This is a genomic window from Paenibacillus dokdonensis, from assembly GCF_004916975.1.
GTDB lineage: Bacteria > Bacillota > Bacilli > Paenibacillales > Paenibacillaceae > Paenibacillus_AQ > Paenibacillus_AQ dokdonensis.
Window position 1 is genome coordinate 903838 of sequence record NZ_STGQ01000002.1, and the last position, 25632, is coordinate 929469.

23 protein-coding genes and 1 pseudogene are annotated in these 25632 nt (G+C 48.0%); 15 read left to right on the plus strand and 9 right to left on the minus strand.

Annotation, left to right across the window (positions count from 1 at the left end; all coding sequences use genetic code 11):
* Positions 1–53: 53 nt before the first annotated feature.
* Positions 54–458, minus strand: a complete 405-nt coding sequence (locus E6W40_RS22090) for a VOC family protein (protein WP_136607725.1) — start codon at positions 456–458, stop codon at positions 54–56.
* 343 nt (positions 459–801) lie between these two features.
* On the opposite strand from E6W40_RS22090, the gene E6W40_RS22095 reads away from it, so the two are divergent.
* Together E6W40_RS22095 and E6W40_RS22100 are read left to right on the plus strand one after the other, a co-directional pair.
* Positions 802–1113: a PadR family transcriptional regulator gene (locus E6W40_RS22095; RefSeq protein ID WP_136607726.1), complete on the plus strand. Its 312-nt coding sequence runs from the start codon at positions 802–804 to the stop codon at positions 1111–1113.
* 24 nt (positions 1114–1137) lie between these two features.
* On the plus strand, positions 1138–1755 hold the full coding sequence (locus tag E6W40_RS22100; protein ID WP_136607727.1) for a DUF2812 domain-containing protein: 618 nt from the start codon (positions 1138–1140) through the stop codon (positions 1753–1755).
* Between the two features lie 108 nt (positions 1756–1863).
* On the opposite strand, the gene E6W40_RS22105 is transcribed toward E6W40_RS22100, so the two are convergent.
* Positions 1864–2160 (minus strand): hypothetical protein, encoded by a 297-nt coding sequence (locus E6W40_RS22105; protein WP_136607728.1) that lies wholly within the window; start codon positions 2158–2160, stop codon positions 1864–1866.
* Positions 2161–2426: 266 nt separating this feature from the next.
* On the opposite strand from E6W40_RS22105, the gene E6W40_RS22110 reads away from it, so the two are divergent.
* Positions 2427–2942: a sigma-70 family RNA polymerase sigma factor gene (locus E6W40_RS22110; protein WP_425464957.1), complete on the plus strand. Its 516-nt coding sequence runs from the start codon at positions 2427–2429 to the stop codon at positions 2940–2942.
* The gene (locus E6W40_RS22115) at positions 2939–3787 is read left to right on the plus strand and encodes an SPOR domain-containing protein (RefSeq protein WP_136607730.1); all 849 of its coding nucleotides are present in this window, start codon (positions 2939–2941) and stop codon (positions 3785–3787) included. Before E6W40_RS22110 ends, E6W40_RS22115 begins: the two co-directional genes overlap by 4 nt.
* Before the next feature lie 123 nt (positions 3788–3910).
* Here E6W40_RS22115 and E6W40_RS22120 read toward each other — a convergent pair whose 3' ends face one another.
* The 5 genes and pseudogenes from E6W40_RS22120 to E6W40_RS30160 form a co-directional block, all read right to left on the minus strand.
* A complete protein-coding gene (locus tag E6W40_RS22120; RefSeq protein WP_136607731.1) occupies positions 3911–5452 on the minus strand; it encodes an extracellular solute-binding protein in 1542 nt (513 codons plus the stop codon).
* A 27-nt stretch (positions 5453–5479) separates the two neighbouring features.
* The gene (locus E6W40_RS22125; protein ID WP_168929006.1) at positions 5480–6346 is read right to left on the minus strand and encodes a carbohydrate ABC transporter permease; all 867 of its coding nucleotides are present in this window, start codon (positions 6344–6346) and stop codon (positions 5480–5482) included.
* A gap of 11 nt (positions 6347–6357) precedes the next feature.
* Positions 6358–7299 carry an ABC transporter permease gene (locus E6W40_RS22130; protein ID WP_211147063.1) on the minus strand — a complete coding sequence of 314 codons (942 nt, stop codon included), beginning with the start codon at positions 7297–7299 and terminating at the stop codon, positions 6358–6360.
* Positions 7300–7451: 152 nt separating this feature from the next.
* Positions 7452–9761, minus strand: coding sequence for an AraC family transcriptional regulator (locus tag E6W40_RS22135; RefSeq protein WP_136607733.1), 2310 nt, complete (start codon positions 9759–9761; stop codon positions 7452–7454).
* Positions 9762–9975: 214 nt separating this feature from the next.
* Positions 9976–10501 (minus strand): annotated as a pseudogene (locus tag E6W40_RS30160) (IS3 family transposase); the annotation flags it as partial.
* Positions 10502–10521: 20 nt separating this feature from the next.
* Here E6W40_RS30160 and E6W40_RS22150 point away from each other — a divergent pair.
* Together E6W40_RS22150 and E6W40_RS22155 are read left to right on the plus strand one after the other, a co-directional pair.
* Positions 10522–11139: a helix-turn-helix transcriptional regulator gene (locus E6W40_RS22150; RefSeq protein WP_136607734.1), complete on the plus strand. Its 618-nt coding sequence runs from the start codon at positions 10522–10524 to the stop codon at positions 11137–11139.
* 88 nt (positions 11140–11227) lie between these two features.
* Positions 11228–12346, plus strand: a complete 1119-nt coding sequence (locus E6W40_RS22155; RefSeq protein WP_168929008.1) for a mechanosensitive ion channel family protein — start codon at positions 11228–11230, stop codon at positions 12344–12346.
* Positions 12347–12461: 115 nt separating this feature from the next.
* On the opposite strand, the gene udk is transcribed toward E6W40_RS22155, so the two are convergent.
* Positions 12462–13097, minus strand: a complete 636-nt coding sequence (gene udk, locus E6W40_RS22160; protein ID WP_136607735.1) for a uridine kinase — start codon at positions 13095–13097, stop codon at positions 12462–12464.
* A 432-nt stretch (positions 13098–13529) separates the two neighbouring features.
* Here udk and E6W40_RS22165 point away from each other — a divergent pair, with 432 nt between their 5' ends.
* The 4 genes from E6W40_RS22165 (at position 13530) to E6W40_RS22180 (ending at position 18243) form a co-directional block, all read left to right on the plus strand.
* Complete coding sequence (locus E6W40_RS22165; protein ID WP_136607736.1) at positions 13530–16502, plus strand: S-layer homology domain-containing protein; 2973 nt, start codon at positions 13530–13532, stop codon at positions 16500–16502.
* Between the two features lie 283 nt (positions 16503–16785).
* Positions 16786–17112, plus strand: coding sequence for a DMT family transporter (locus tag E6W40_RS22170; protein ID WP_136607737.1), 327 nt, complete (start codon positions 16786–16788; stop codon positions 17110–17112).
* A gap of 247 nt (positions 17113–17359) precedes the next feature.
* Complete coding sequence (locus E6W40_RS22175) at positions 17360–17779, plus strand: hypothetical protein (protein ID WP_136607738.1); 420 nt, start codon at positions 17360–17362, stop codon at positions 17777–17779.
* 125 nt (positions 17780–17904) lie between these two features.
* Positions 17905–18243: a transcriptional regulator gene (locus tag E6W40_RS22180; protein WP_136607739.1), complete on the plus strand. Its 339-nt coding sequence runs from the start codon at positions 17905–17907 to the stop codon at positions 18241–18243.
* Between the two features lie 193 nt (positions 18244–18436).
* Here the strand turns inward: E6W40_RS22180 and E6W40_RS22185 are convergent, their stop codons facing one another.
* Complete coding sequence (locus tag E6W40_RS22185) at positions 18437–18757, minus strand: winged helix-turn-helix transcriptional regulator (protein ID WP_136607740.1); 321 nt, start codon at positions 18755–18757, stop codon at positions 18437–18439.
* A gap of 290 nt (positions 18758–19047) precedes the next feature.
* Between E6W40_RS22185 and zwf the strand changes: the two genes are divergently transcribed.
* The 5 genes from zwf to E6W40_RS22210 all read left to right on the plus strand — a co-directional run bounded on the left by zwf (position 19048) and on the right by E6W40_RS22210 (position 25390).
* Positions 19048–20550 (plus strand): glucose-6-phosphate dehydrogenase, encoded by a 1503-nt coding sequence (gene zwf / locus E6W40_RS22190; protein WP_136607741.1) that lies wholly within the window; start codon positions 19048–19050, stop codon positions 20548–20550.
* A gap of 69 nt (positions 20551–20619) precedes the next feature.
* Positions 20620–21513: a phosphogluconate dehydrogenase (NAD(+)-dependent, decarboxylating) gene (gene gnd, locus E6W40_RS22195; RefSeq protein WP_136607742.1), complete on the plus strand. Its 894-nt coding sequence runs from the start codon at positions 20620–20622 to the stop codon at positions 21511–21513.
* 32 nt (positions 21514–21545) lie between these two features.
* Positions 21546–22211 carry a fructose-6-phosphate aldolase gene (gene fsa, locus E6W40_RS22200; RefSeq protein WP_136607743.1) on the plus strand — a complete coding sequence of 222 codons (666 nt, stop codon included), beginning with the start codon at positions 21546–21548 and terminating at the stop codon, positions 22209–22211.
* A gap of 197 nt (positions 22212–22408) precedes the next feature.
* A complete protein-coding gene (locus tag E6W40_RS22205; RefSeq protein ID WP_136607744.1) occupies positions 22409–23422 on the plus strand; it encodes a peptidylprolyl isomerase in 1014 nt (337 codons plus the stop codon).
* A gap of 30 nt (positions 23423–23452) precedes the next feature.
* Positions 23453–25390, plus strand: coding sequence for a carbohydrate binding domain-containing protein (locus E6W40_RS22210; protein ID WP_168929009.1), 1938 nt, complete (start codon positions 23453–23455; stop codon positions 25388–25390).
* Positions 25391–25632 lie beyond the last annotated feature (242 nt).

A 25632-nucleotide genomic window follows, 5' to 3' on the forward strand; every position in this document is an offset into this window, starting at 1 on the left:
TTACAAATCGTTGCCACTCCCCAAATTGAGGCCTCACTCACTTCAACTATCCGTCAACGCCTACCGCTGAACCGTTTGATGGCTTCCTCGGTCACCGGCGCGAAGAGGTTAACCAGGTTGCCGTCGGGATCGCGAAACAACATAGCACGGTTCCCCCACGGCATCATGGTCGGTTCCTTTACCCACTCATCGACAAACGGCTTCAAGCGCTCGTATTCGGCATCGACATCGTCGACGTGGAACTCGAGAATGACAGTGTGATTGTCGGCCGCCACTGCGGAACCAGCGCCGAACAGTTGCACCGTCTGGGAGTGGCCGATCGCCAGGGTGCACGATGGCACAACAAGTTCAGCAAAGACGGGCGCGGGGCGTTCCGCTGAAACACCCATGACTTTCTCATAGAACTCAACGAGACGATCCACGTCGTCGGTAATGATACGTACAGAAGCAAAATTCACAAGATATCATCCTTCCTATAATAAATGATACAAATCCTGTATCATTTCATTTTGGGCCAGAACCAGCGAAGCGGTGTCCCCGAACCGATGCAAGACATACTTCGCATTGATCTCCCAGTCCTTTACGTTTACTTACTCCGATTATAAAAAAACGCTACTGACAACGGTATGTCAGTAGCGTTTTAACATTTTTGAGCTTCCTCCCGAATTCGAGTAATTCGTCCTAGCCACTGCATTGAAGTTTTTGGACTTTTGTCTATTGCATTATACAGTTGAACTATATATAGTATAACTATACAGTGTGGCGATATAAAGTATCGCTGAACAAAAGGGGGCATTTCCAATGAACAGAGACAAAAATCTGCCGCTGACAGAAACGGTTTATTATATACTGCTTGCTTTGCTTGAACCTGCACATGGATATTTGATTATGCAAAAGGTGGAGGAGCTGAGCGCTGGCCAGGTACGTATGGCTGCAGGAACCCTTTACGGAGCGGTGGAAAATCTTTTGAAGCAAAAATTCATCCAGCCGGTTCACAGTGAGGACAGCCGCCGCAAGGTGTATGCCATCACAGATGGGGGCCGGGAGATATTGCGCCACGATTATGAACGGATGCGCCACATGCTAGAAATGACGAATACGATAATGGGATAAGAAACGGAGAAACGGGGGAGCGTCATGAAAAAGGTTAAATTTTTTACGAACTTCGACCATGAGGAGCAGTGGTTGAACGAGATGGCCAGGCAGGGATATGCGTTGGTGGGGAAATCATTTGCCTACGAGTTTGCACAGGTGCAGCCGGAGAATTCGAATTATCGGATGGATTACCGCATCTTTAAAACTCGTCAGGATTTTGAGGACTACAAAGTGCTGTTTGAGGATAGCGGCTGGACCCATATTGCCGGGACCAAAAGTTCAGGATCTCAATACTTTAAGCAAACAGGAGAGCAGGAAATCGAGGATATCTTCTCCGACGTGGATTCCAAGGCTGCGCGGTACAAGCGGATTTCCGATATGTGGTTGTCGCTGGCTTGCTGCTTTATACCGCTCTTTGCGGTATTGATTTCAACCGATGCGATTGACGTGACGGCGTTTATCAAGCCCAAGCTGCTCTATTACACGCCGGGGCTGTGGGACATGAACGGAGGACAGTTTTGGCAGGCATTTCTTTTCGAAACGCCGTTTGCCTTCTTCAGGGGCTTTACCTGGCTGATCATCCCGGTTATGATTCTGGTTTATGCTATTTTCGCCTATAAGGCCAAGAAGCAGTATCAAAACACGCAGCAGGGGCGGTAGCTGCCGCTTTTGCTCCAATCAAAAAAGCTTCCCGGGAACCGACAGGCAGTTCCGCGAGGAAGCTTTTTCAGTTATATATGGAATTGTTATTCATCGCCAGAGCAACACTTATTCAATCGCAAGCGAAGTATAGATAAACCCGACATAGAAGATGACCGGGAGGCAGAGACCTATAATCAAAGTTACATAAAACCAGGGTGAACGTAATGTGCTTTTCAAGTCTTGGTAGGAACGCTCCTTTACATGCTGCAGCTGGATCTGACTGGAGAAGCTGTCTAGCAGTTCCTTGGCTTGTTCCACAGGCAATACGGAGAGTTTGTTCCACAAATCAGCATATTTCTCTTGAAGCTCTTGATATGTATCATTCTCTTCCGATTTCTCATATTCTTCTATTATCTCAGTCATAGGCTCACCTCACCGCTTATTTTATTGTTCTCACTGTTCGTGAATGCACTGTTTAATGTATATAACATGAGCCCATCCGTATAAGTTACAAAGAAATGTCTTGTTTGTACGAAAAATAGCCCTCGGGCGGGTGGGGCAATTATGAAAAAATTCATTGAAACTTTCTGACACTCTCCTCAGTCTAACGGGCATAACAGCATATAATGACTCTTTTTCAGGATTAGGCGGTATAAGTTGAATGCTTTAGCCGCAAGGGGGTGAACAAACTGAACCAAGAAAACAAAAAATTAACAGAACAGCAGTTCAGTGAGCAAATAGAGGCCTGCAAAGAAAAGCTCTACCGGTTTGCTTACTGTTATGTGAAAAATGAACAGGAGGCTTTGGAAATCGTATCGGAAGCAACGTACAAAGCCTATCTTTCCTTTGGAAAAATGAAAAACCCGGAGTATTTCGAGACCTGGATCAGCCGGATTGTGATCAACTGTGCTTTGGATCATATGAGGAAAAATAAGAAATACACCTATATCGAGGACAGTGCGGTAGAGTTTTCAGCTAAGGAGGGTCCGGTTTCACTAGAGGAGAAGTGGGATCTATATCAGGCGCTGGATCGGCTGCAGCCGGAGGACAAAGCCTTTATTATTCTGAAATATTTTGAGGACCAGCGTTTTAAGGACATGGCTGACGTGTTATCTCTGCCGGAAAACACCGTCAAAACGAAGGTTTACCGCATTCTGGCCAAACTAAAAAAACATTTAATAAAGGAAGAGGTGGATATCACATGACAGGAAAAGAACGCTACGAAAATATCGAGATTCCATCCCGCCTCTCTGGGGTTATTCATGAAGCCACGCAGCGGGGGCGCATCCATAAACGGAAAATGAGATGGCTTCGCGGCTCATCCACTCTCGTGGCTGCTTGTGCGGCTCTTATGATTACCGTTAACGTGCCGAGCGTAGCCATGGCTTTATCCGATATACCCATCGTTGGTTCCATTGTAAAGGTGCTGCAGGTTGGCAGCGGGGGCGAGCGCACGGATGGCGTGTCCGTCACAACGACGGTTCAGGAAAATATGCTGAATATTCACTTCAACATCGATGGTGAACAGATCTCGAATGCTCCGGCCTACACGGTCGATCACAAGGAAGCACCGAATCGTCTGATCTTTACTTTTAATGGGGTCCGTAATCTTGATTTTGAGAAGCTGAAGCAGGATATCGGCGCCCTTTCGAATGTGAAGGATGTCTACAGTAATGTCATTCTGGATGATTCGGCGGTTCGCTTTGTGGTTGAGCTCAAGGATAACATCGATTATTCCGTGTCCGAGTACCAGAAGCCCGGGTTCATTCAGCTGAAGCTGTTTGGCGCAGCAGAGAAGGAGAAAACGCATGAAGTCTTCTATGTTCGAAGCCAGGAAATGGAGCTTGGTGAGGTGCTGGGGATGCTCGATGAGCAGTATGCGGAGGATGGCAGCAATGTCATTAAAACAAAGAACGGTAAGTATGTCGTAGCGATGGGCGGTTTTGCGTCGCGCAGTGATGCAGAGGAACTTCTTCGTGAATTATCTGCCCGGGAGGATTACAGCGAGCCGCTTCATGTTGACAGCTGGATGAGCAATGGCAACCTGTAAGCCAAACGAAACGGGTATATCATAAACAATCCCCTCCGGTATGCAGCGTTTCGTTGCCCTACCGTGAGGGGATTATTCAGGTCTGTTAGAAAGGATGGATGTACAAGTCCGTGGTTTAGCGGGTTATTTCCCTTGATTCTTCTTCCACTCTTCGTTGGCTTGGTCTTGAATTTTCTGGCCGCCCTGCGCGTAATACTTTTGGACGAATTCGTCGAATTTGTCTAAAGACCAGACGCCTGTGACGATCTTGACGAAATATTCGGTCCAAAGTTTCTTCTCCAGGTCCGGATAATCCAGTTCAGCCGGAACGGTCTTCCAGAGCGCGTTTTTAACGACGGACGCTGCCGCCGTTTCCAGCCCGTCGCGTACGGATTCTTCCGCCCAACGGCGATCCGTCACCTGGATGAAGCGTACCGGATTAGAAAATCCCTTTTTGTAGAGATCCGCGTAGGAGGAGGTTTGCTTAATGAGATTTTTTTCTTTATCGATCGTATAATCGACGTTCTCCTCCCCGTAGGTCAGCAAGTTAACCCCACCGTTTTCGTTTTCGGAAACCGACCAGTCCAGGAGCTGCATCAGCTTCTCGGGATGGGGCGTTTTGGCGCTAATGGCTCTCAAACCGCCGCCCGCATAAGGGTTGGCTTCCGGATAGCCGTTTAGGCCCTGAGGCCCTTTTGGCGGAGGGATCAGTTTCAGTACGGCGCTTGGGGATGCCTTGGCCAACGCCTCGGCAAAAGAGCTTCCTTTCGGATTGACGTCAAAGGCCGGGCCTTCATAACTTCCGACCTTGGAATTGATGATTTTGGATTGGGCCTGGTTGCCTTCCATGACAGGGAACTCCGGATCAATTAATCCTTCTTTATACCAGGTTTGTAGAATGCTGAGCGTCTCTTTAGCCTCAGGGGTTGTGAATCCCTTTACGATTTTGCCGTCTTTTTCGATCCAATAGGATGGCGCAATGCCGAAGGCCCCGAATATGACGCTGAACTGGGAACCCTTGCTTCCGCTCATTCCGTAGGTATCCTTAATGCCATTACCATCGGGGTCCTTCTGAACGAATGCTGTAAGAACGTCGTGAAGCTCGTCAAGCGTAGTCGGCTGCTTCAAGTTGAGTTTGTCCATCCAGTCCTGACGGATGATGAGTCCTGAGGTATTCGGCGAGTTGAACGATTCGGGCCTTACGCCGAACGGGACAGCATATATTTTTCCGTCAAAGGTAACTCCCTCCCAGCGCTCTTTTGGAACCTGCTGCGTAATGTGCGGGGCTTTGGCCAGCAGGTCATCCAGCGGCATCACGAGTCCCTGATCGACAAACTGGGACAGCGTCGTGGGATTGACGCTGAAATAATCGGGCAGCTCGCCTGAGGAGGCAAGCAGATTTAGCTTCGTGTTATATTCGTCACCGCTCAGCAGCGTTACTTGATAATCCACATCTGTAATGCCTGCCTTGTTCATCAAGGCAATGATTTTGGGCTTTGCTTCTCCGCCGTTTCCGGGATACTCCGGAATGCCGTTGTCAAAGAACATGTTAAACGTACTGGTTTGCTTGTCCCCATTGGAGGAAGCCTCGCCGGCTTCGCCGTTTCCACCCTGCGATCCGCATGCCGACAGTAGGAGCAGGCTGCCGACAAGAAGGATAGAGCCCCATTGTTTGACTTTGATCATTTTTTAAATTCCCCCCAAACATAATTTTCAGGCTTTGACGGAGCCGAGCATGGTACCCTTCATGAAGTGTTTTTGCAGGAATGGATACGTAAGCAATATCGGAATGATGGTTACGATAATCGTGGCCGCGATGACGGTCTCCGTGGACGAATCGGTATATTGTCCTGACTCGGCCATTAATTGCTGGCCGGCAATGATTTGTTTTAACAATATGGGCAGCGTATACAAGGATTTGTCGTTCAAATAAATCAAGGCCTGCATGAAGTTATTCCATAATGCCACGCATTCCCACAGGGCGATGGTTGCCAATACAGGCTTGCACAGGGGAAGGATGATCGTGAAAAATATCCTTAGCGGATTGGCCCCGTCCATCGTTGCCGATTCCTCCACCTCTTCGGGGATCGTCCGCATAAAACTCTGCATGACGATGACGTTGAACGCAGAGATCATGCCAGGGAGGATCAGCGCCCATAGGGAGTTTATCAATCCGAGACTTTTCACCAGCATATATGTCGGAATCATCCCGCCACCGAACAGCATCGTGAACAAAATAAGAAACGTCACAAGCTTCCCTCCGGGAAGGCCGCGTTTGTTTAGCGGATAAGCGGTCATGGCCGTGAGCAGAACATGAAGACAGGTGCCGGCGGCTGCCACGGTAATGCTGTTACGGTAAGCCAGCCATATGTAGCTGGAGCTGAACACGACGCGGTAGGCCTCCCAAGTCCACTCGCGCGGCCAGAAGATTAATCCGCCCTTCAGCGCGCCGGCGGAGGAACTGAATGATATGGAAGCTTCATACCAAAGCGGGTATAGCGTTGCCAAGCTGAATATCACGATCAGCGTTGCGTTGCCAATCTGAAACAATCGGTCACCGAATCCAGTGCGTATTTTCATCGATTTATCCCTCACCATAATCCCCGTTCGCCCATGCGTCTAACGAGCCAATTCGTAAAGAGCAGCAGCAAGAGACCTACGACGGATTGGAACAGGCCTGCAGCGGAGGCAAACGAATATCTGCCCATGGTGAGGCCCAGCCGGTACACATAGGTATCCAGAACGTCAGACACTTCGTAGACGAGAGGATTATACATAATGTAAATTTGATCGAAGCCTGCATTCAGAATGGAGCCTGTTCGCAATATAAGGAGAATAACGATCGTAGGCATGATGCTTGGTATCGTGATGTGCATAATAAGCTTGAGGCGATTGGCTCCGTCCATTTTTGCCGCTTCATATAATTCGGGATTAATGCCGGCCATGGCGGCCAAATAAATGACGGTTCCCCAGCCGATCTCTTTCCACATTTCCGAACCGACCAGAAATCCCCGGAACGTATCCGGGTTCATTAGCGGCGATGTCGTGATACTGAATAACTTCAGAATCCCGGTATCTACGGAAAATAACGAGAATAATATGCCGCCAAGAACGACCCACGATAAAAAGTGCGGAAAATAGACGATTGTTTGTACGACCCGCTTGAAGACCCGGTTAACGATCTCATTGAGCATGAGCGCAAGCAGAATGGGGGCCGGAAAATTAAACACGAGCTTATAGAAGCTGATGAGAATCGTATTTTTCAGGGCTACCCAGAAATCTGGAGAATCAAACAGGATTCGGAACCACTTTAAGCCCACCCATGGACTTGAAAATATGCCTCCGGTTACCTTGAAATCCTGAAATGCGATCAATATGCCGCCCATGGGCAAATACTTAAACACAATGAAATAGATCAGACCCGGCAGCAGCAGTACATAATAGTACTTGTATTTGTTGAAGGATTTCACCAATGACGGTTTGACGTCCCGCAGCTTGCGCTCCTGATTCATCTTCTGAATCCCGATTCCCATGCATTTCCTCCTCTCCGATAAGGTGTTGGCCACAATAAATGTGTGCGCTTTCATCCTATACCGGAGACCGATTCGGCGGAATCCTCACTTTCGCGTAATGATGCGATATTTATGATGAAATTCAGGCGGAAATCATGATTTCATTATGGATATCAGGATTTAAATAAGTTTTTGCGGTATTCCCCTGGGGTGACGCCTTCGTATTTTTTGAAAAAACGGATGAAGCTCTGCACGTCATTGTAACCGACCGATTGGCTGATGCACTGAAGTGAATCGTGACGATTGGCCAGCCTTTCCTTGCTTTTCGATAATCGGTATTCAGTCAAATATTCAAGCATCGACCGGCCCATCTCCGCCTTGAATGTGCGACTGAGGTGTCCGCTGCTGATCCCGACATGCTCGGCGATATCGGTTATCGAAATATTTTCCGCGTACTTTTCCTCCATGTAGGTTATCGCCTCGGATACGTAGAGATTAATTACCGGCCGTTCTTGAATAGATTGCATCGCTTCCACAATGCGGACCATCCGGATCGTCATAAATCGGTGCAGCTCTTCGTTGTTTTGGCAGTTATGCAGCTCGAACAGCTCGAAACCTTCATTTAGGCTCTCCAAATCATAGCCTTCGCGAATCAGCTCGTTCATAACGCCTCCCATCAAGGCCATGACCATGCTTTGCAGCTTTTCGTGCGGATATTTGGAGTTGTAAATATAACGTTGGAACAAATTGTTGATGCCTTCTTCTATTTTGGCTAGGTCCAGGGAAGTGATGGAATGGATGAGCTGCTTTTGAAACGAAATGGGGTATACGAATTTTGGGTTCGTCTGGCGGGCATGCACGAAGATGACGTCCCTGCTGTTCATGACGGCTTTATAATTCAAAACGCTTTGAATTCTTCCGTAAGAGATGTGAAGTCCGGCTGGAGGGCAAATATCGCCTACACATAGCCGGAGCGTCATGTGCAGCTGTTCCTGGATCATGGCGCTCATTTCCGAGTAGCATTCCCTGACGGTCTCTTTCAGGTCTTCCTCATGCTGTAAGGGGCTTATATTCACGATAAAACCCAGCTTGCTTCCGCTTAATATCGTCCCTTCCGCCTGCATATGCAGCTTTAACGTATCCGAGATCATGCTGAACAGAACGAGCGTCGTCTGCGGGTTATCCGAATCGTTCGCGACCGGCGGCTCGGGCCCATCCAATACTGCGACGATGACCATGTAATCCGGATGGGGGAAGGAGATGCCTGCCTGTTCCAGCATCATGGGAATCGATTCTTTGTCGGATATGTTGCCCCGCAGTATATCGGCGATCAGGTAATTGCGAATAATCGGTTCGTTCTCTCGAATCGTATGTATCATATTGCGGATAGCGCTGTTCACAATGGTTACTTCATCACTCATTTGCCGGCTGCCGGATGTGGATCGCAGCAGCTTGTCCGAAGTATGCGACAATGCAGCAAGCACTTTTTTCCAAGGATTGTACATGAGCGCGGCGAACAGGTACGATATCGCGAGGCCGACGAAACATACAAACAGCAGGATGAGCAGCAGGCGGGACAGCTTGTCAAACAGTTTGGACTCATAATCGGAATAAGGAACGAGATTAATAACCTTCCAGTCGTTCAAAGGAATCGTATGAATATGGGCGAAGTACAATTCGTCGTTCCAACGAATTTTGCTTGCCGGCGTTCCTGGTACACCTGCCGTGCTTTGCATCGCCAACTGGCTGAGATTGCCACTGTCTTCTGATCGGCTCGAAGAAATGGGCGAGCCGCTGCTGTCCATAATTAGAATATGGCTGTCGTTACCCCCGTTCATATTGCTTAGTGTTTGGAGGAACATGGATTTCGGAATATTCAGCACAAGCGTGCCGAGTGGCTTGGAAGAGGTTACCGGGACCGATTTGTAAAAGGTGATCCACTCGCCAAAATCAAGTGCTTTGGCGCTCGGATTGGGGTTGGCAGGAGCCTGTCGCACTTTGTACCATAACGATTCACCGGTATGGGAGCGTACTTCTTTCATGACATCCTGATCATAGAAGGAGAGGGCATCGAAAAGCCCCTCATTGGTGGTCAGCATCTTCCCGTTTTGCGACACATAAAGATAGGCCGACTCAAACAGAGAATTCGAAACGATCTGGGTGCGAAGCTGTTCCTTTAATTGATAATAATCATACATCGTGAACGTATCCGGCTGCTTCAACAAATTATTGATGTCCGGCAGGAAAGATAGCTGTAAGGAGAAACCGTTGATCTGGTTGATAATCGTCTCGACGTTCGCGGATACCCGCTGCATGCTCGCATTTGAGGATTCCTCCATTTGAGAGAGCAAATCTTCCTTTAGCGTATAGGCATAAACAGCCAAAATAAGAAGGGATGGAATAAGAATCGTCGCCATATAGGAAAGCAGCATTTTACGGAACAGAGAACGGCTGAATCCGAGTTTGTTTGTAATCCCTTTCAAATTGCTATATCCTCCTTTTCTATATTTAGGTGGTTCCTGGTCGTTATGGTTGGTATTAGTTTACAAGATTTCGGGTTTTGTTGAAAAGACCTTGTTGAAGTGAAGAGCCGAGATGCAGGATGGGAAGAGGAGCCCTTGATTCGCAAAAAAACCTCTTGGAACTGAATTGGGACTGGCCCCTTTTGTGAGACAGGGATCAAAACACCTTGCAAGTTTAAGCAGCCAGTTGTCGATATTGTATCGGCGACTGGTTATTTGATTTTGTTTGAATGCGAATTGAGTTATAATAGCTAATGTAATCTCGAACGGTCTGTTCAACGATAGCCGTCGTTGTGCAGGTTAGCCCTTCGAGATAGAACGTTTCAGACTTTAGTGTGGAATGGAACGATTCGATGGGGCATTATCAGCGGGCGTTCCCTTGCGGGATGCTCATGGTTATGCCTTTTCTTTTTACAGCCTCTTGTTATGCTTGAGACGTGTACACGCTGCCCTGATCACTGTGTAACATTATACCTTGCTGATCTGGAAGCTGATTTAGCGTATCTAAAACAAAGGATGTATCTTGTGTATCTGCAATATTGTAAGCGACAATCTCTCCGTTGTACAAATCTAAAATGCTCGATAAGTACAACTTCTTATTACCAAATGGCAAATAAGTAATTATCCATCACTAATTTTTGCATGGATCCAGTTGCTTGAAATTGTCGCTTGAGCAGATGTTCCGCGACTTGTGCAGGCTGAGCTATTGGGGGTGTATCCCATGTACCGGCCGATCCACCGCATGGTGAATTTGTTCCAAGAAGGCAAAGGCTGGACGAGGAAGGAGAATAACGTGCTCAAATATATCAAGGGAAAATGGCGCCTGTACCGCTCCGTGAGCGAAACGCTGCTGAGCAGCCTGAACCAGTCCATCCCGAAGATTCGGGAAGCGCCGATCAATCAGCTCTTATCCGGGCAGGCGGCCCATCTGATGGAATATGAGCTGGTTGAGAAGCTGCAGGGCCTGCAGCTGAAAGCATTACGGGACTCGCAGACCTGCATCGGATGGTTCCATGCCAGCATCATCAAGCTGTATATCGAGGTGCTGGATAAGAGCTATCATCAGATCATCCGAAGAATCAACGATAATTACATGAGCGATCCGTCGCTGAAAACGTTCGCCATGGAAGCCGATGTGAGCGCGTCCCAGCTGAGCAAGGCTTTCAGGCAGATGACTGGCTCCAATTACATCCATTACTTGACTCCGGTCAAAATGAGCCACTGTAAACAGCTGCTCGTGACCACGGACATGAAAATCAGCGAGATCGCCACGCATACCAAGCTCGATTCGACCTGGGGCATCCGATTGGATGTTCTTTTTTTTGTCTTGGCGGCATAGAATGGACATCGCCTCGGTTGTCCATGTGCTTAGACAGCAAGGGTTGATCAATGTTACAATGATGACTTCAAATTTTGGGGGTGTCACCATGAAAATTTGGGAATGGGCAGGGGATGTTTACCACCAGATCCGGTGGATGGACATGTTGATCGCCTTCGGTATTATGTTCGTTTTTTTCATCATAAACCGGCTGTTGGTTACATATGTTTTCGCGTTTATTAACAAAAAGTTTAAAGCGGGCGAGCAGACGCTGATGTGGAGGCAGGCCTTTGAGAAGCCGCTGCGGCTGTTTATTGTGCTGCTTGGCGTGTATCTGGGCTTGAACTATCTTTTGCCGCCGCTCTGGCTCACTGCAATCATGCTGGACCGGTGGTTCCGGAGTGCGGTGATTATCCTGGTTGGATGGGGGCTGTTGGTTTTATCCAATCAATCCTCCTTTTTGCTGGAGGAAATCAGCAAGAAGATCCGGCTCGATGATTCCAGCATGCTGATTCCGTTCTTATCCAAGGTGCTGCGGTTTGTTGTATTTGTACTGATCATCACTTTGGTCGCATCCGAGTGGGGGTTCAGCATCAACGGTGTGGTTGCAGGTATGGGGCTGGGCAGTTTGGCGCTCGCGCTGGCGGCCAAGGACACGCTCGGCAATATCATCGGGGGGATCGTCATCATCCTGGAGAAGCCATTTTCCAAAGGAGACTGGATACTCACGCCGAGCGTAGAAGGATTCGTGGATGATATCACCTTCCGGAGCACAAAAATCCGCACCTTTGCGGACGCCTTGGTCACGGTGCCTAATGCCACACTTTCAGGTCAGCCGATTACGAACTGGAGCCGGATGGGCAAGCGCAGGATCAATTTCACCCTGAACGTGGCGCTTGATTCAGACCGTCTGCGGCTGGCAGCAGCTACGGAGCGTCTGGAACGGATGCTAAGGGAAGATGAAAAAATGGATCCGGCGACGATTATGGTCAAGTTTACGGAGTTTCAGGAGAGCAGTCTCGGCATCATGTTCTACTTTTTTACCAAAACGACCGTGTGGGCGGAGTACCTAAAGACGCGGCAGGAAGTGAATTTGATGGTGCTTGAGGTGCTGGAGGAAGAAGGAATTCGGCTGGCATACCCGTCGCAGCGTGTGCTGCTCGAAAAGATGGGGGAAGAGGACGGTGAATACAAGACTCTTCAATCCTATTCCAATGCGGAATATTGAATATAGGTCAGACCGTATTAAAAGCAGCCCCCGGCGCATGAATGCACCGGGGGCTGCTGTATGCCTATACGTATCCGCTGGCTGCGTGATGCAAACAGGGCTTAGTAATCAGGGCTTAGTAATCAGACCAATCCCGGTCACCTGACAGGAATTTCTCCGTCAAGATGGACAGGAGCTGTATACCGACTTCGTTCTCCCCGCCTTCGGGTATGATCAGGTCGGCGTATTTTTTGGAAGGCTCAATAAAGGCCTCATGCATCGGCTTTACCGTGGTCAGATACTGCTGGTTTACCGATTGAATGGAACGGCCGCGTTCCTCGATATCTCGCACGACACGGCGTAAAATGCGAACATCGGGGTCTGTGTCGACAAACACCTTGATATCCAGCATTCCGCGAAGATTTTCGTCGGACAGGACATGCAGTCCCTCGATAATAATAATATTGTTGGGTCTCAGTTCCAGCGTTTCAGTTGTGGAACGGGCATGGACCGTGAAGTCATATACCGGTGCGTATGCTGCTTCTCCTGCCCGAAGCTGGGCAAGATGCTCGATCAGCAGCTCATTATCGAAGGCGAAGGGATGATCGTAATTAATCAGTGCCCGTTCCTCCAGCGTGAGATGTTTGTGATCTTTATAGTAGTTGTCCTGGGATATAAAAGTAACTTTACCCGTACCAAGACGGTCAATGACGGAGCGGGCTACTGTCGTTTTGCCGGAGCCTGTCCCGCCGGCGATACCAATAATGAGCATGGCTTGTATATAAACCTCCCTGATCTATTTGCCGGTGCAATTCCAGTATTGTAGCACAGCATGCGCATTTTTTCACCATGGATCCGCACAGGCATGGCACAAAGTGAAAAAATGGCTGATGAAGCTTTCGTACCCGGTTCAATCACCAGCAATCAGTATACCACTTGTTCCGCCCCGTAATCTTCATTTCTATACAGCCTTTTCTTTCCTGAAACCCATTTTTGACGAAATGAAGGCAGCGGATTCTTTTCTTGGTCTGTTTATGCGGAAAATTGCGGATGAAAATTGTCGAAAATTAACTTTTGTTAATTGTTCATGCCATTTTGCATCGATATGATAAGGGTGCCCGGAATCGCCGGGAAAGCTCAGATTGCTGTCAAAAGAAAATACAGCTGCGGCTTTATTTCATTGTGGTAAGGGAGAGATCAAGGAATGAGACGTTTCAAAAAAGCGGCTTTGGCCGCCTCGCTGCTTCTCGGTGTTCAGCAGGCGTTTCCGCTGCTGGCGATGGCGGAAATTTCCGTGAAGCCGTTGGAGGGTAATCCTTACGTTTTTGCTGTCATGGACTCAGAATACGGAAATGAAGAATATGAACTGAAAGTAGAGTCGTATTACGGGGAAGATCAGATGCATGAGGAAGTCAGTCCTGATAATCCAAGCGAGCCTTTTTTGCTTGCTATTGATCCAGCAACATGGGTTCCTTATTTCGACCTGGATAAGCCCCATCCCGTAACCTTCCGCGTATCGACCCTCCGAAAGGATGACCAATCAACCGTCGATACAGTGGATTATGAGTGGAGCATGGTATCAACCGTCAAAGGGAGTGTTCCAGTCTCACCTGAGCTGGCATCCCGCATGAGTCTTACGTTGACACCTGATGCCGGGGAGGAAACAACGGTCAGCTTCGGAAATGATGAATTATCCTACGACAGCTCCGATCAGTCTCTGCATTTTGCCATGAATACGACGGGGTCTGGCCCATATACCATCTCTGCTGAAGTGGATGGACATCCGTTTGGCAGCTTGGTGGTCAAGCCTGATAACAGCAACCGGTCACCAAGAGAGACCCAAGTGGTCAAAGAGGGGGAAGAAAATAGGGTCTATACTTATTTTGATGTGCAGGCAGGGACACTGTATCCATATACATACAATGATCAAGTAGAGTATGAGGACTTGGATGCTTTTTCTGACGGAACGGCTGCTCCAGTCACGAGAACAAGCAGCGGCGACCGAGACGTAGCCAAGGTTGAATTGCCTTTTAGCTTCCGTTTCTACAACAACATCTATCATCAAATCACCGTTAGTCCCATGGGCGCATTGTATTTTAGCGACCGTGACTATGACACGATGTACATGGACGAATATCCGGATTTTGATTCCCCTCCGGCGCTTCATCCTTATTTGGGAAATATGGAGATCAACAACGGGGACGAAAGCTCGGGTATTTATACCCAAATAGTGGGTCAACCGGGTGACCAGAAATTTATTATCCAATGGAACAATATGTATTATATGGGCGTGGATGCGCCTGTCACGTTTCAAGCTATTTTGTATGAGAAAAGCGGTAATATCCGCTTTCAGTATCCACAGATCGAAATGGACGGAGTCGGTGGGGGCTATTACGATAATGGAGCATCGGCAACAATCGGTATCCAGGATCAGGGGGATAATCATTCAGCCAACTACGTGCTGTATTCGCAGAACAATTCCAGTGTCATGACGGGTCAGGCAATTTGCTTTGGAACACGTCCGCTTTGCGGTGGAACCGAGCCGGTGCAGAAATTTAGCGTAACCTATGACAGCAACGGCAGCCTTCAGGGAAACGTTCCGGTCGATCCGTTAACCTATGAAGCAAACGCTGAAGTCACCGTACTGGGTAATCGGGGTGAGCTCAGCATGGATGGATATTCCTTTACAGGCTGGAATACCCGGGCGGATGGCAAAGGTACGAACTATCTTGAGGGTAACAAATTCCAGATGAAGGACGGTAACGTCACGCTTTATGCACACTGGATTAAAAAAGACACCGGTAATCCGGGCGACAGTGGGTCAGGAGGTAGTGGCGGCATGGCTGGAAATGGCGGCGGATCATCCGGCGGTAGTGGAGGCGGAACCGGAACTGTAGGTACCCCGTCCTCCGGAGGTATTGGTACGAATGTACCTGTTCGAGTAACGGTAGGAGACAAGACATATGATCAGGTGGTTACAACCGGCGCCAAGACGGAAAACGGTCTGGCCGTGGTAACGGCCCATATCGATACCGCTGCGATCCAGTCTTTACTAACCTCTGCCGGAAATCAACCGACAGTTTCGATTCCGGTTACACAAAAGGGCGATCGCTTTGTCATGGAACTGAATGGTGATGCTCTCCAGGCATTGCAGGATAAGCATGCGATTCTCGAATTTGTTACGCCAAGCGGAATTATTCGATTGCCCGCAGATGCGATTTCTAAAACTCAGCTGACGGATGGATATGGAACGGGACTAAATCTGTCTGAGCTAGTGATCCGTCTTGGTGTTTCCAAAGCGGACAAGGCAGAGGAAGAGCCTTTGGACATGAAAGCCAAGGAGCAGAGGTTTGATGTTGTTTTGCCGGCCGGGGAGTTTACGGTGAATGCGGTCTATAAGGGTAAGCTGCTTGCGCTTAAATCATTCGGCTCTTATGTACAGCAGATTATCGATATCCCGGACAAGGTGGATGCTGGCCGGATTACAACCGGGGTCATGGTGGAAGAGGATGGTTCTATTCATCCGGTACCAACCTACATCACGGAACGCAGCGGACAAAAGGCGGCTGTAATCAGCAGCTTAACCAGCGGCTGGTTTGCTTTGATCAGCCATCCGAAGACCTTTACAGATTTGGAAGGAAGCTGGGCCCAGGACATCGTGAACGATATGGCTTCGAGGCTGATTATACAGGGTACTGACGATACGCATTTTATACCAGCGAAGGCCATTACCCGCGGAGAGTTTGCGTCAGCTATGATTAGGGCACTTGGCATTGCCGACAATGGAAAGAACAGTTCTTATACGGATATGAGTCCTGCTAACCCGTATACAGGCGTAGTGACTCAGGCGAAGGAATTCGGATTGATTACGGGGTATGAAGACGGCACGTTCCGTCCGGATAACACGATTACCCGAGAGGAAGCGATGGTTCTTCTAAATAGGGCAATGAAGCTTACGGGGTTGAACACCCATGTCAGCAATGCTAATGACGTTCTGGCCGGATTTGCTGATAAGGGATCCATCCACAGCTGGGCCATGGATGCCATTGCCACTGCGGTACAAAGCAAGCTTATGCAGGGCGCTAACGCTGAGCTGCAGCCACAAAACAGCATTACAAAGGCCGAGACAGCGGCCGTGTTGCAGCGGCTTTTGCTGCAGGCAGGTCTTATCCGATAATCAAATAATGGAAGTTTAAAAAAACGGACACGGGCTCGTGTCCGTTTTTTTATGTGCGAAACTTCTGATATACACGTATTGTCACGGCCCCAGCTCCGGTTTGGGCTTCAGCATAATCCAGAAATGCCATCTCGGTTGTTGATTGGGCAGAGGACGCATGGGTAAGAACATTAGAACTTGCAACGCTATGGAAGCGGCAATGGACAGATGAGAAAGGACTGATGGATATGAAAAAGATGAATAAGCGAAGTATTGCATACGCTGGCAAAGAGGTGAGTGGGGGATGAAGGCTTATCTGTTTTTGGCTGTTGCCATTGTTTCTGAACTGTTTGGCACTTCGATGCTTAAGGCGTCGGAGGGATTCTCCAAATGGCTGCCAAGTCTGGCGACCGTGCTGGGTTTTGGCATCGCCTTTTATGCGCTTTCGATCACACTTCAGCATATTCCGATTGGCACAGCCTACGCAATCTGGTCAGGTGTCGGAACGGCGGTGACCGCCATTATCGGTATTGTTGTTTGGAAGGAGGCGGCCAGCATGACCACTGCGGCAGGACTTGTGCTTATTATGCTGGGTGTCGTGATCATTAATCTGAAGGGGGCCGCCCATTGAATATTTGATATTAAAAATCCGCTGCCCATGACGAACCTTTGGGACAGCGGCTTCTTATTTTAGAGGGTTTCTAAAGCTCCTCATGCAGCCTAAGCTTCGGAAAAGACATACTATTTTCGTACAACGGCTGCTGAACAATTGGCTTATTATAATTTATTGAAGAATTACCTAAACATTATATATATAATAACAATTAAACATATTGGACAAATAAGGAACCACCCAATTAAAGAGAGGGGGGAATTACATGAAAAAAATTCAAAACAGCTTTATGGGTAATTTAATTTATTTGGTATTAATTATCGCGCTGCTCACTACTGGATCAAAATTAATCGCCAATCATTATGCCCAGGCAAGAGAGAGCTTCAATTTTAGTCCGATATATATAACGGTCGTAATCATTGTTTGTTACGGGGGTATTGGAGCTCTGCTGGGTTTAAATGGCCTAATTAAAGCTAAAGGGAGTTCACGTATTGATATATCTAGACTTTTGTTACTTACTCTACCATCCTTCATCGTTTCTATGAGTTATATTTGGGCATATTCAGGATTATTTCATTTCAATGAGCCGATTTTTTCATACATTCTCGTAAATGACCATATTCCTATGATTTCAAGTGTTATATTTGGATTTTCTATTACATCCAGTATTAATATAAAAAAATAATAAAATAATTATAACTATGGGCCGGATGATCATGGGAGCGCAGGCCCTGCGGTTGCTCTTTAGCCGGACGTGGGCTATCGTTGGAAGTGATTATGAGATTATAAGGACGGAAAGGATGGATTGGAATGCAAAATAAAGTTATTTTTCTGACCACCGACAGTATGGGAAACGGTGATCCGGGGCTGGGTGCGCAGATTTTGGAAACGTTTTTCACACTGCTGAAGCAGCGCGAGCAGCTGCCTGCGGCCATCTTTTGCGCGAATCGGGGCGTGCTTGCACTGACGGAATTGTCTCTGGCTTCCGTGCATCTGAAGGAGCTGGAGGGCAAAGGTGTGCCCGTGCTGGCCTGTGCCACTTGCGTGGACTATTACGATGTTCGCGAGAAGCTGACAGCCGGTGAAATTTCAAGTATGGGACATTTTATGGAGCTGGCGGACAAATATGAAGTGATGACACTGGCTTAAGAGGGCTGGTAGAGATGAATTTTCGACTCGTTCATTGAAAAAACAGCATACGGCGATTGCTACAGATTCTGCATCTTTAGATGCAGAATCTTTTTATGAAAAAACAGAAGAAACAAGTGAATTTTATATGACTAAAGTTACATAATTTGGTTTGTGAACGCTAACAAAACGGCGTAGCAAGAACGCATAACGGCTAGTACCATTTCTCAGCCCATTCCTCCACTGCCCGCAGGGCTCTTCCGAGTTCCGTCCCTTTTCTGGTCAAGGAATACTCGATACGAACGGGGCGTTCTGTAATGACGTTACGGATAATAATTCCACTATCCTCTAATTCCTTGATCCGCTCATTAAGCATGCGCTTACTAAGATCGGGAATATAGGCCTGAATCTCACTGAAACGTTTGGGTTCCTCCATCAAGGTATGGATAATGAGATTGACCCATTTTTTACCTGTGATCTGATAGGCGATTTCTATTTTTTCACATAATGGATTTTCGTGTTTTTCATCATTCATTTTTACTCACTCCTTCCTCCCACGGTTACTAAATATGATCAAGTTACTATGCAGTCCATATCATGCATTTATGATGGCATTTAAGCAATTATACAACATAATATCACGGAAACGCTATCATTTAAGGGGGAAAAGGGTTGTTCATAATTTGGACAAAAAATGTTTGACAAGGCGGAAAAATGGGTTTAATATTGCCCATGTTAAGTAATCGGGTTATTTTTAGTAACCATATATGCAGTGAAAACTGCTGCCGGCAGCTTATGTTTTATGGTGGAATGGAGGAGTTAACGGTGGACAATATGTCATTTGTCTTATTTGGAGGGACAGGGGATTTAGCGAAGAGAAAAATATACCCTGCCTTATTCAATCTGTATATAGATAACAAAATGCCTGAAGCATTCTCGATCATTGCTCTGGGAAGAAAAGAGCAGTCACATACAGAGTTTCAACAGGTTGTAGCGAAGTCGCTGCAGACTTTTTCAAGAAGAGCGGCAAACGATCCTGCTGTCGTAGAGGCTTTCCTGCAATCGATTCGTTATTCTGCGCTGGATGCGACTCATGTGGAGGATTATCAGAAGCTGCGGAGTCTTGTAGAGTCCCGTGAGCAGGAGCTAGGCATTCCGGAAAACCGCATGTTTTACCTCTCGGTTGGACCGGAATTTTTTGATGTCATCGCTTTGAACATTAAGGAGAGCGGTCTTGGCTCAACTAATGGCTGGAAGCGGCTGATTATCGAGAAACCGTTCGGACGTGATTTGAAATCGGCACGGCATCTCAATGAACAGCTCAGCAAAGCTTTTGATGAAAGCGAAATTTACCGGATTGACCATTACCTCGGCAAATCGATGGTGCAGAATCTCGAAATCCTCGAATCCTCGAATCCTATTTTGAAGGCCCTATGGTCCAATCATCATATCGCCAACGTTCAAATTACAGCGAGTGAGACGGTCGGTGTTGAAGAAAGAGCAGGATATTACGATAACTCCGGAGCGATCCGTGATATGGTTCAGAACCACATGCTTCAACTTCTCATGATGATCAGTATGCGGCTACCGCGGAAGAGTGATGCGAGCGAAGTCCGCATGAAGAAGAAAAATGTCATGGAATCCCTGCGTCCGCTGCATATGGAGGACATCGCGAAGAATGTTATCCGCGGTCAATACACTGCGGGAGAATTGCAAGGAAAGTCAGTGCAAGGCTATACCGATGAACCGAACGTTCCAAAAGCCTCAAAAAATGATACCTTCATCGCTCTCCGTTTATGGATTGATAATTACTTCTGGAGTGAAGTTCCTTTCTATATTCGTACAGGAAAAAGAATGGCGGAAAAATCTACGCGGATCGTTATTGAATTTAAAGAGCCTTTAAAAGGACAAACTACCACAAGCGACCCTAATCTTCTGGTCATCGAAATTAACCCGAATGAAGGTATCTTTATTCAGTTGAATAAAAAAGATCCGCTCAACACCGAGAAGCTTGAGCCAATGCGCATTAACTTTTTCTCCAATGAAGAGGAATTGCCGGAAGCCTACGAAAACCTGATTTTTGATGCTGTCCGCGGCGATTCCACCTTCTTCGCCCACTGGGATGAAGTTGAGCTTTCCTGGGAATATGTGCAGCCAATCCTCGATGCATTTGAGCAGGATTTGATCCCTATGTCGTATTATCCGGCAGGATCGAATGGACCTGAGGCTTCTGATCAATTGGTTAAAGCGGATGGATTCGAGTGGTGGCTTGATAAAGCACTGGCTGCCCAAAAGGCTGACAAGAAGGAATTGGTTACTCAATCCTGACGGGTTTATGATCATACTGGTTAAGTAATATAAAAATAGATAAAAACAGCATGGTGTGGAGGTAATAAAATGAAAGTCGGATTAGTTGGATTAGGAAAAATGGGTTTGAATCTGGGACAAAATCTTTTGGATCATAACTATAATGTTGTTGCTTTTGATTTGAATACCGCTGCGGTTGCAGACATGAAAGGCAAAGGTGCCGAAGGTGCTGCAAGCTTGAAAGAGCTCGTTGCCGCTTTGGAATCCCCAAGAATCGTTTGGATCATGGTCCCGCATTCGGTTGTTGATTCTGTTATCGACGAAGTGTCGCCGCTTCTCGAGCAAGGCGATATTGTAATTGAAGCAGGAAACTCACATTATAAAGAATCCATTGCCAGATATAACAAGCTCAAGGAAATCGGCGTGAGCTTCCTCGATGTGGGTACTTCCGGCGGTATGGAAGGCGCACGTAATGGTGCATGCTATATGATCGGTGGAGATCAAGAAGCCTGGAATATTGTGGAGCCGATTTTTAAAGATACATCGGTTGAAAATGGTTACCTCTACGCAGGTAAAGCCGGCAGCGGACATTTCCTGAAAATGGTCCATAACGGCGTGGAGTACGGCATGATGGCTGCCATCGGCGAGGGCTTCGAGCTGCTTGAAAAAAGTGACTTTGATTATGATTATGAGAAAGTCGCTCGCGTATGGAATAACGGTTCCGTTATCCGTTCGTGGCTCATGGAGCTGACCGAGCAGGCCTTCTCCAAGGATGCGAAGCTGGATGACATCAAGGGTATCATGCAGTCTTCCGGTGAGGGCAAATGGACCGTGGAGACCGCGCTCGATCTGCAGACCGCTACTCCGGTTATTGCATTGTCTCTGCTGATGCGTTATCGTTCTCTTGAAAACGATACGTTCACTGGTAAAGTGGTTGCGGCGCTCCGCAACGAGTTTGGCGGTCATGCTGTAATTAAGAACTAATCACAAAATACAAAATATGGAGGTAGAGAATCATGAAATTTTTTATCGATACTGCGAATCTTGATGATATTAAAAAGGCATACAAAGTCGGTGTACTTTCCGGTGTAACAACCAACCCTTCACTGGTTGCCAAAGAAGGCGTGAAATTTGAAGACCGTATTGCTGAAATTTTGCAAGCCGTTCCTGAGGTTGAATCGGTATCTGCTGAAGTAACCCCGGATGCTGAAACAGCAGAAGAGATGATCGCACAAGCGAATGAGCTGATCAAGATCAACGGCGGAGACAAAAATATCACGATCAAGCTTCCAATGACGTTAGATGGTCTTGAAGCATGCCGCTACCTGACTAAAAAAGGCGTTAAAACAAACGTTACTTTGATCTTTACGGTGAACCAAGCCTTGCTGGCTGCACGTGCAGGAGCAACTTATGTTTCCCCATTCCTGGGCCGCTTGGATGATATTTCGGAAGACGGCGTATTGTTGGTAGCTAAAATTGCCGAGCTGTTCCGTATTCATAACCTGGATTCGCAAATCATTGCTGCATCCGTTCGCCATCCGGATCATGTTACCCGCGTAGCTATGGCAGGTGCGCATATTGCGACTGTACCATTCAGTGTTATCGCACAGCTTGCAAAACATCCTTTGACGGATCAAGGTATGGACAAATTCGCAGCTGACTGGAAAAACGCTACAAAATAAGATACCCTTAAATATCTTCTTTAATAATAAAGCCCGTAAGAAGAGTGCTTGTTACTCTCCTTGCGGGCTTTTGAGCGTTGAATGTGCCAAAAACTAAAGATCCGATATATGGCATCTAAAAAATGATCATACGAAGCAAAGATAGGGGTCATTATAATCTATTTTGAAAGCGCTACCAAAAGGAGGGCGGTGATCACTTGAAGGGAAAAGTTGCTGGATCGGCCATTTTTATCGCTGTATGTGTAGCCTTGGTGCTATCCGTCATGTTCATCCGGAATGATGATGCCGCGAATCCTCGTACGGGCATTGTGGCCTATATTAATACGGAACCCGTAGACAAGGAAGAGTTCTTACTGTTGGCCAAGCAGACGCGTGGCTATCGGGAGGAGAAGGGCGGGAAGTTGTCCGAGTCATTGAAGGAGCAGGTGATTGAATCGCTCATCCAAGTGAAGACCGCCGAGCAGGAGGCCATCCGGCAGGGAATATCGGAAAAAGGCGCATATGCTTCGCTTTCCGCGGAGCTGGAGCAGGAAAACAAGCGCAGAGACGAAGCTGTGCGGAGTAAGCAGATCATTTACGGGCCGCGGCAGTTTACCTTGCAGTCATATTATGATTACAAGCATGCAAGGACGTTGAATCAGCTGAAGATGGTTTGGAAGAAGAAGCAGCCGAACGTCGAAGACAAAGCTCTTCGTGCCTATTATGAGGAGAACCGTAATCAGCTTGCCAAAAAACACGATATCATCCGGATCTATAAATTAACGGAGCTCTCTATGAACAAAAACGGGGGTTCGGGGGAACGGGAGCGAAACGAGGCCAACGGGCGCATAGAGGCTCTGCTGGAGCAGATGCAGGGCGGAGGAATTCCGTTCATGAAGCTTTATGAGTCGCGAAAATACAAGCCCGGCTTGACTGGAGTCGAGGTCATCAAAGAGGATAATTATCGCGATATGGCCAAGTACCGGAGCGGATTCTATGAACTCGTTGCCCGCTTGCAGCCGGGAGAAAGCGGGATGGTGGAAGAGAACGGAATCAAGGCCATTCTCTACTGCGATGCAAGAACCGAAGGGGGATATCTATCCTTTGACGAAGTCCGGGAGGAGGTGATGCTGCGGTATGAGGATAAGCGCTTCGGGGATTATCTCGAAGGGCTTGCTTCCGGGGCGAAGATTGGGCTGACGGAATTGTATGGCACGCTTCAGACGGATTGACGTGAATTCAAAAAGGATGGGGGAATTGAATTGAAGACGATCATGCGCGGATTGATGTTGGCGGCCTTTTCCATGGTATGCGGGGCAGCATTCTTTGCCGTGTCAGCCTCGGCTGCAATGTACTATATGGATTCCCAAGGCGGCAGCGACAACAACGCGGGAACCTCGCAAAACGCAGCGTGGAAAACGCTGAACAAGGTGAACGCAACGACGTTTCAGCCTGGCGACAGCATCGTATTCAAACGCGGAGGCTCTTGGACCGGAAAATTGTGGCCGAAAGGGAGCGGGACCGCACAGGCGCCGATTGTCGTGGATGCCTACGGCGCCGGAAATCCGCCGCTTCTGAACGGTAACGGCGAGGAGGCCGCCGTTTATCTGTATAACCAGCAGTACTGGGAAATCAAAAACCTGGAGATTACAAACGATAACGGAGCGAGTTCGCGCCGGATGGGCATTTATGTCGTAAACGAAGGCGCAGGTCTGCTGAATCACATTTATGTGATCGGCAATAACGTTCACGATGTTTACGGCAACAACGTAAAAGACGGCAATGGCAGTGGAGGCATCAAGATCCGCACGAAAACGGGTAGCGTCAAATCGAATTATAACGATGTGCGGATCGACGGAAATACGGTGGGGCCGCGCGTGGACCGGACAGGCATTGACGTCAATTCCGATTATTGGTGCCGGACCGACAGCGGCTGTACCGGGACGAATAACTGGTATCCAAGCACGAACGTAGTCATTGAGAACAACTACGTAACCGATGTCGGCGGCGATGGTATCGTGCCGATGGCTACGCAGGGAGCTGTGCTGCAGTACAACACCGTGAACGGATTTAACATGCGGTCAGGAACGGCGAATGCAGGCATATGGGCCTGGAACGCGGATGACACCGTCATTCAGTACAACGAAGCGTTTAACGGTAACACGACCCAGGACGGGCAGGGCTTCGACATCGACTACGGCCAGTCGCGGACGATCGTCCAGTACAATTACAGTCATGACAATGACGGAGGATTCATGCTGATCTGCCAGCCGGGAGGCGCCAAGAATGACGGCGGCATCGTGCGCTATAATATCAGCCAAAACGATTATGCGCGTACCTTTCATTTAGCCGGACCGACAACCAACACGCTGGTTTACAACAATACCATCTATCTGCCGACTGGAAGCACGACCTCGCCGATCGTGGCGGGCTCCTGGGACGGGTATACGAAGTCCGTTTCCTTCTACAACAACATTTGGCATCTTGATGGGGGAGGCATATGGGACGGCTTGTCCAACATTGCCAGCTTTACGTTCAAATACAATACGATTTACGGCGTTCATACGGTGGGAGAACCTGCCGACGCGAACAAGTCGACGGCTAATCCGCTCCTTGCTGCGCCAGGAACAGGGGTGAACCGGAGCACGGTGGACGGGTACAAGCTGCTGCAGGGATCGCCGGCGCTGGGCTCGGGCATGGCGGTCAGCAGTAACGGCGGCAAGGATTACTGGGGCAATGCGGTCTCGCAGACGGGTGCGCCGAACCGGGGCGCTTATAACGGGCCGGGAATACAGGGAACGCCTGCAAGCATCGTGAAGAACGGCGGCTTTGAAGCGGGTGTCTTATCGCCCTGGACGAACTGGAACACAGCCGGCGTCGTAAGCGGTAATGCAAGAAGCGGCAGCTATGCCCTGCGTTTGAACGGGGGACCGGGATCGGCTGAGCAGATTATTACGCTGCAGCCGAGCACCACGTATACGCTGAAGGGCTATGCCAAGACAGATAACAGCAGCCAGCCTGTGCGCATTGGTGTAAAGAATTATGGAGGCACAGAGCAATACGCCGTCATAACCAGTACTTCTTATTCGCTAGGAACGGTAACCTTCACAACGGGGTCAGCTAACACAGTTGCAACCATTTACATATACAAGCCTTCTGGCACAGGATATGCTTATGGGGACGATGTTACCGTGGAGTAACTAGCCTTCAAGGGTGGAGATCGGTCATACCTGAGAATTCAATCAGGCTATACCGTTCTTCCCCTTTTTTATTGGAAGCAGTCTTTTCCTTTTTAGAATCCCCATCCAGCACAATCTAAAAATCGGACATAGAACAACTAAAAAAACGCTATACGAAGAATACATATTATTTTCTATAATTTATGTTGTAAGCGCTAACAAGAATGAGGAATAAGAGTAGTAGAAAGAGATAGGAGGGGCTC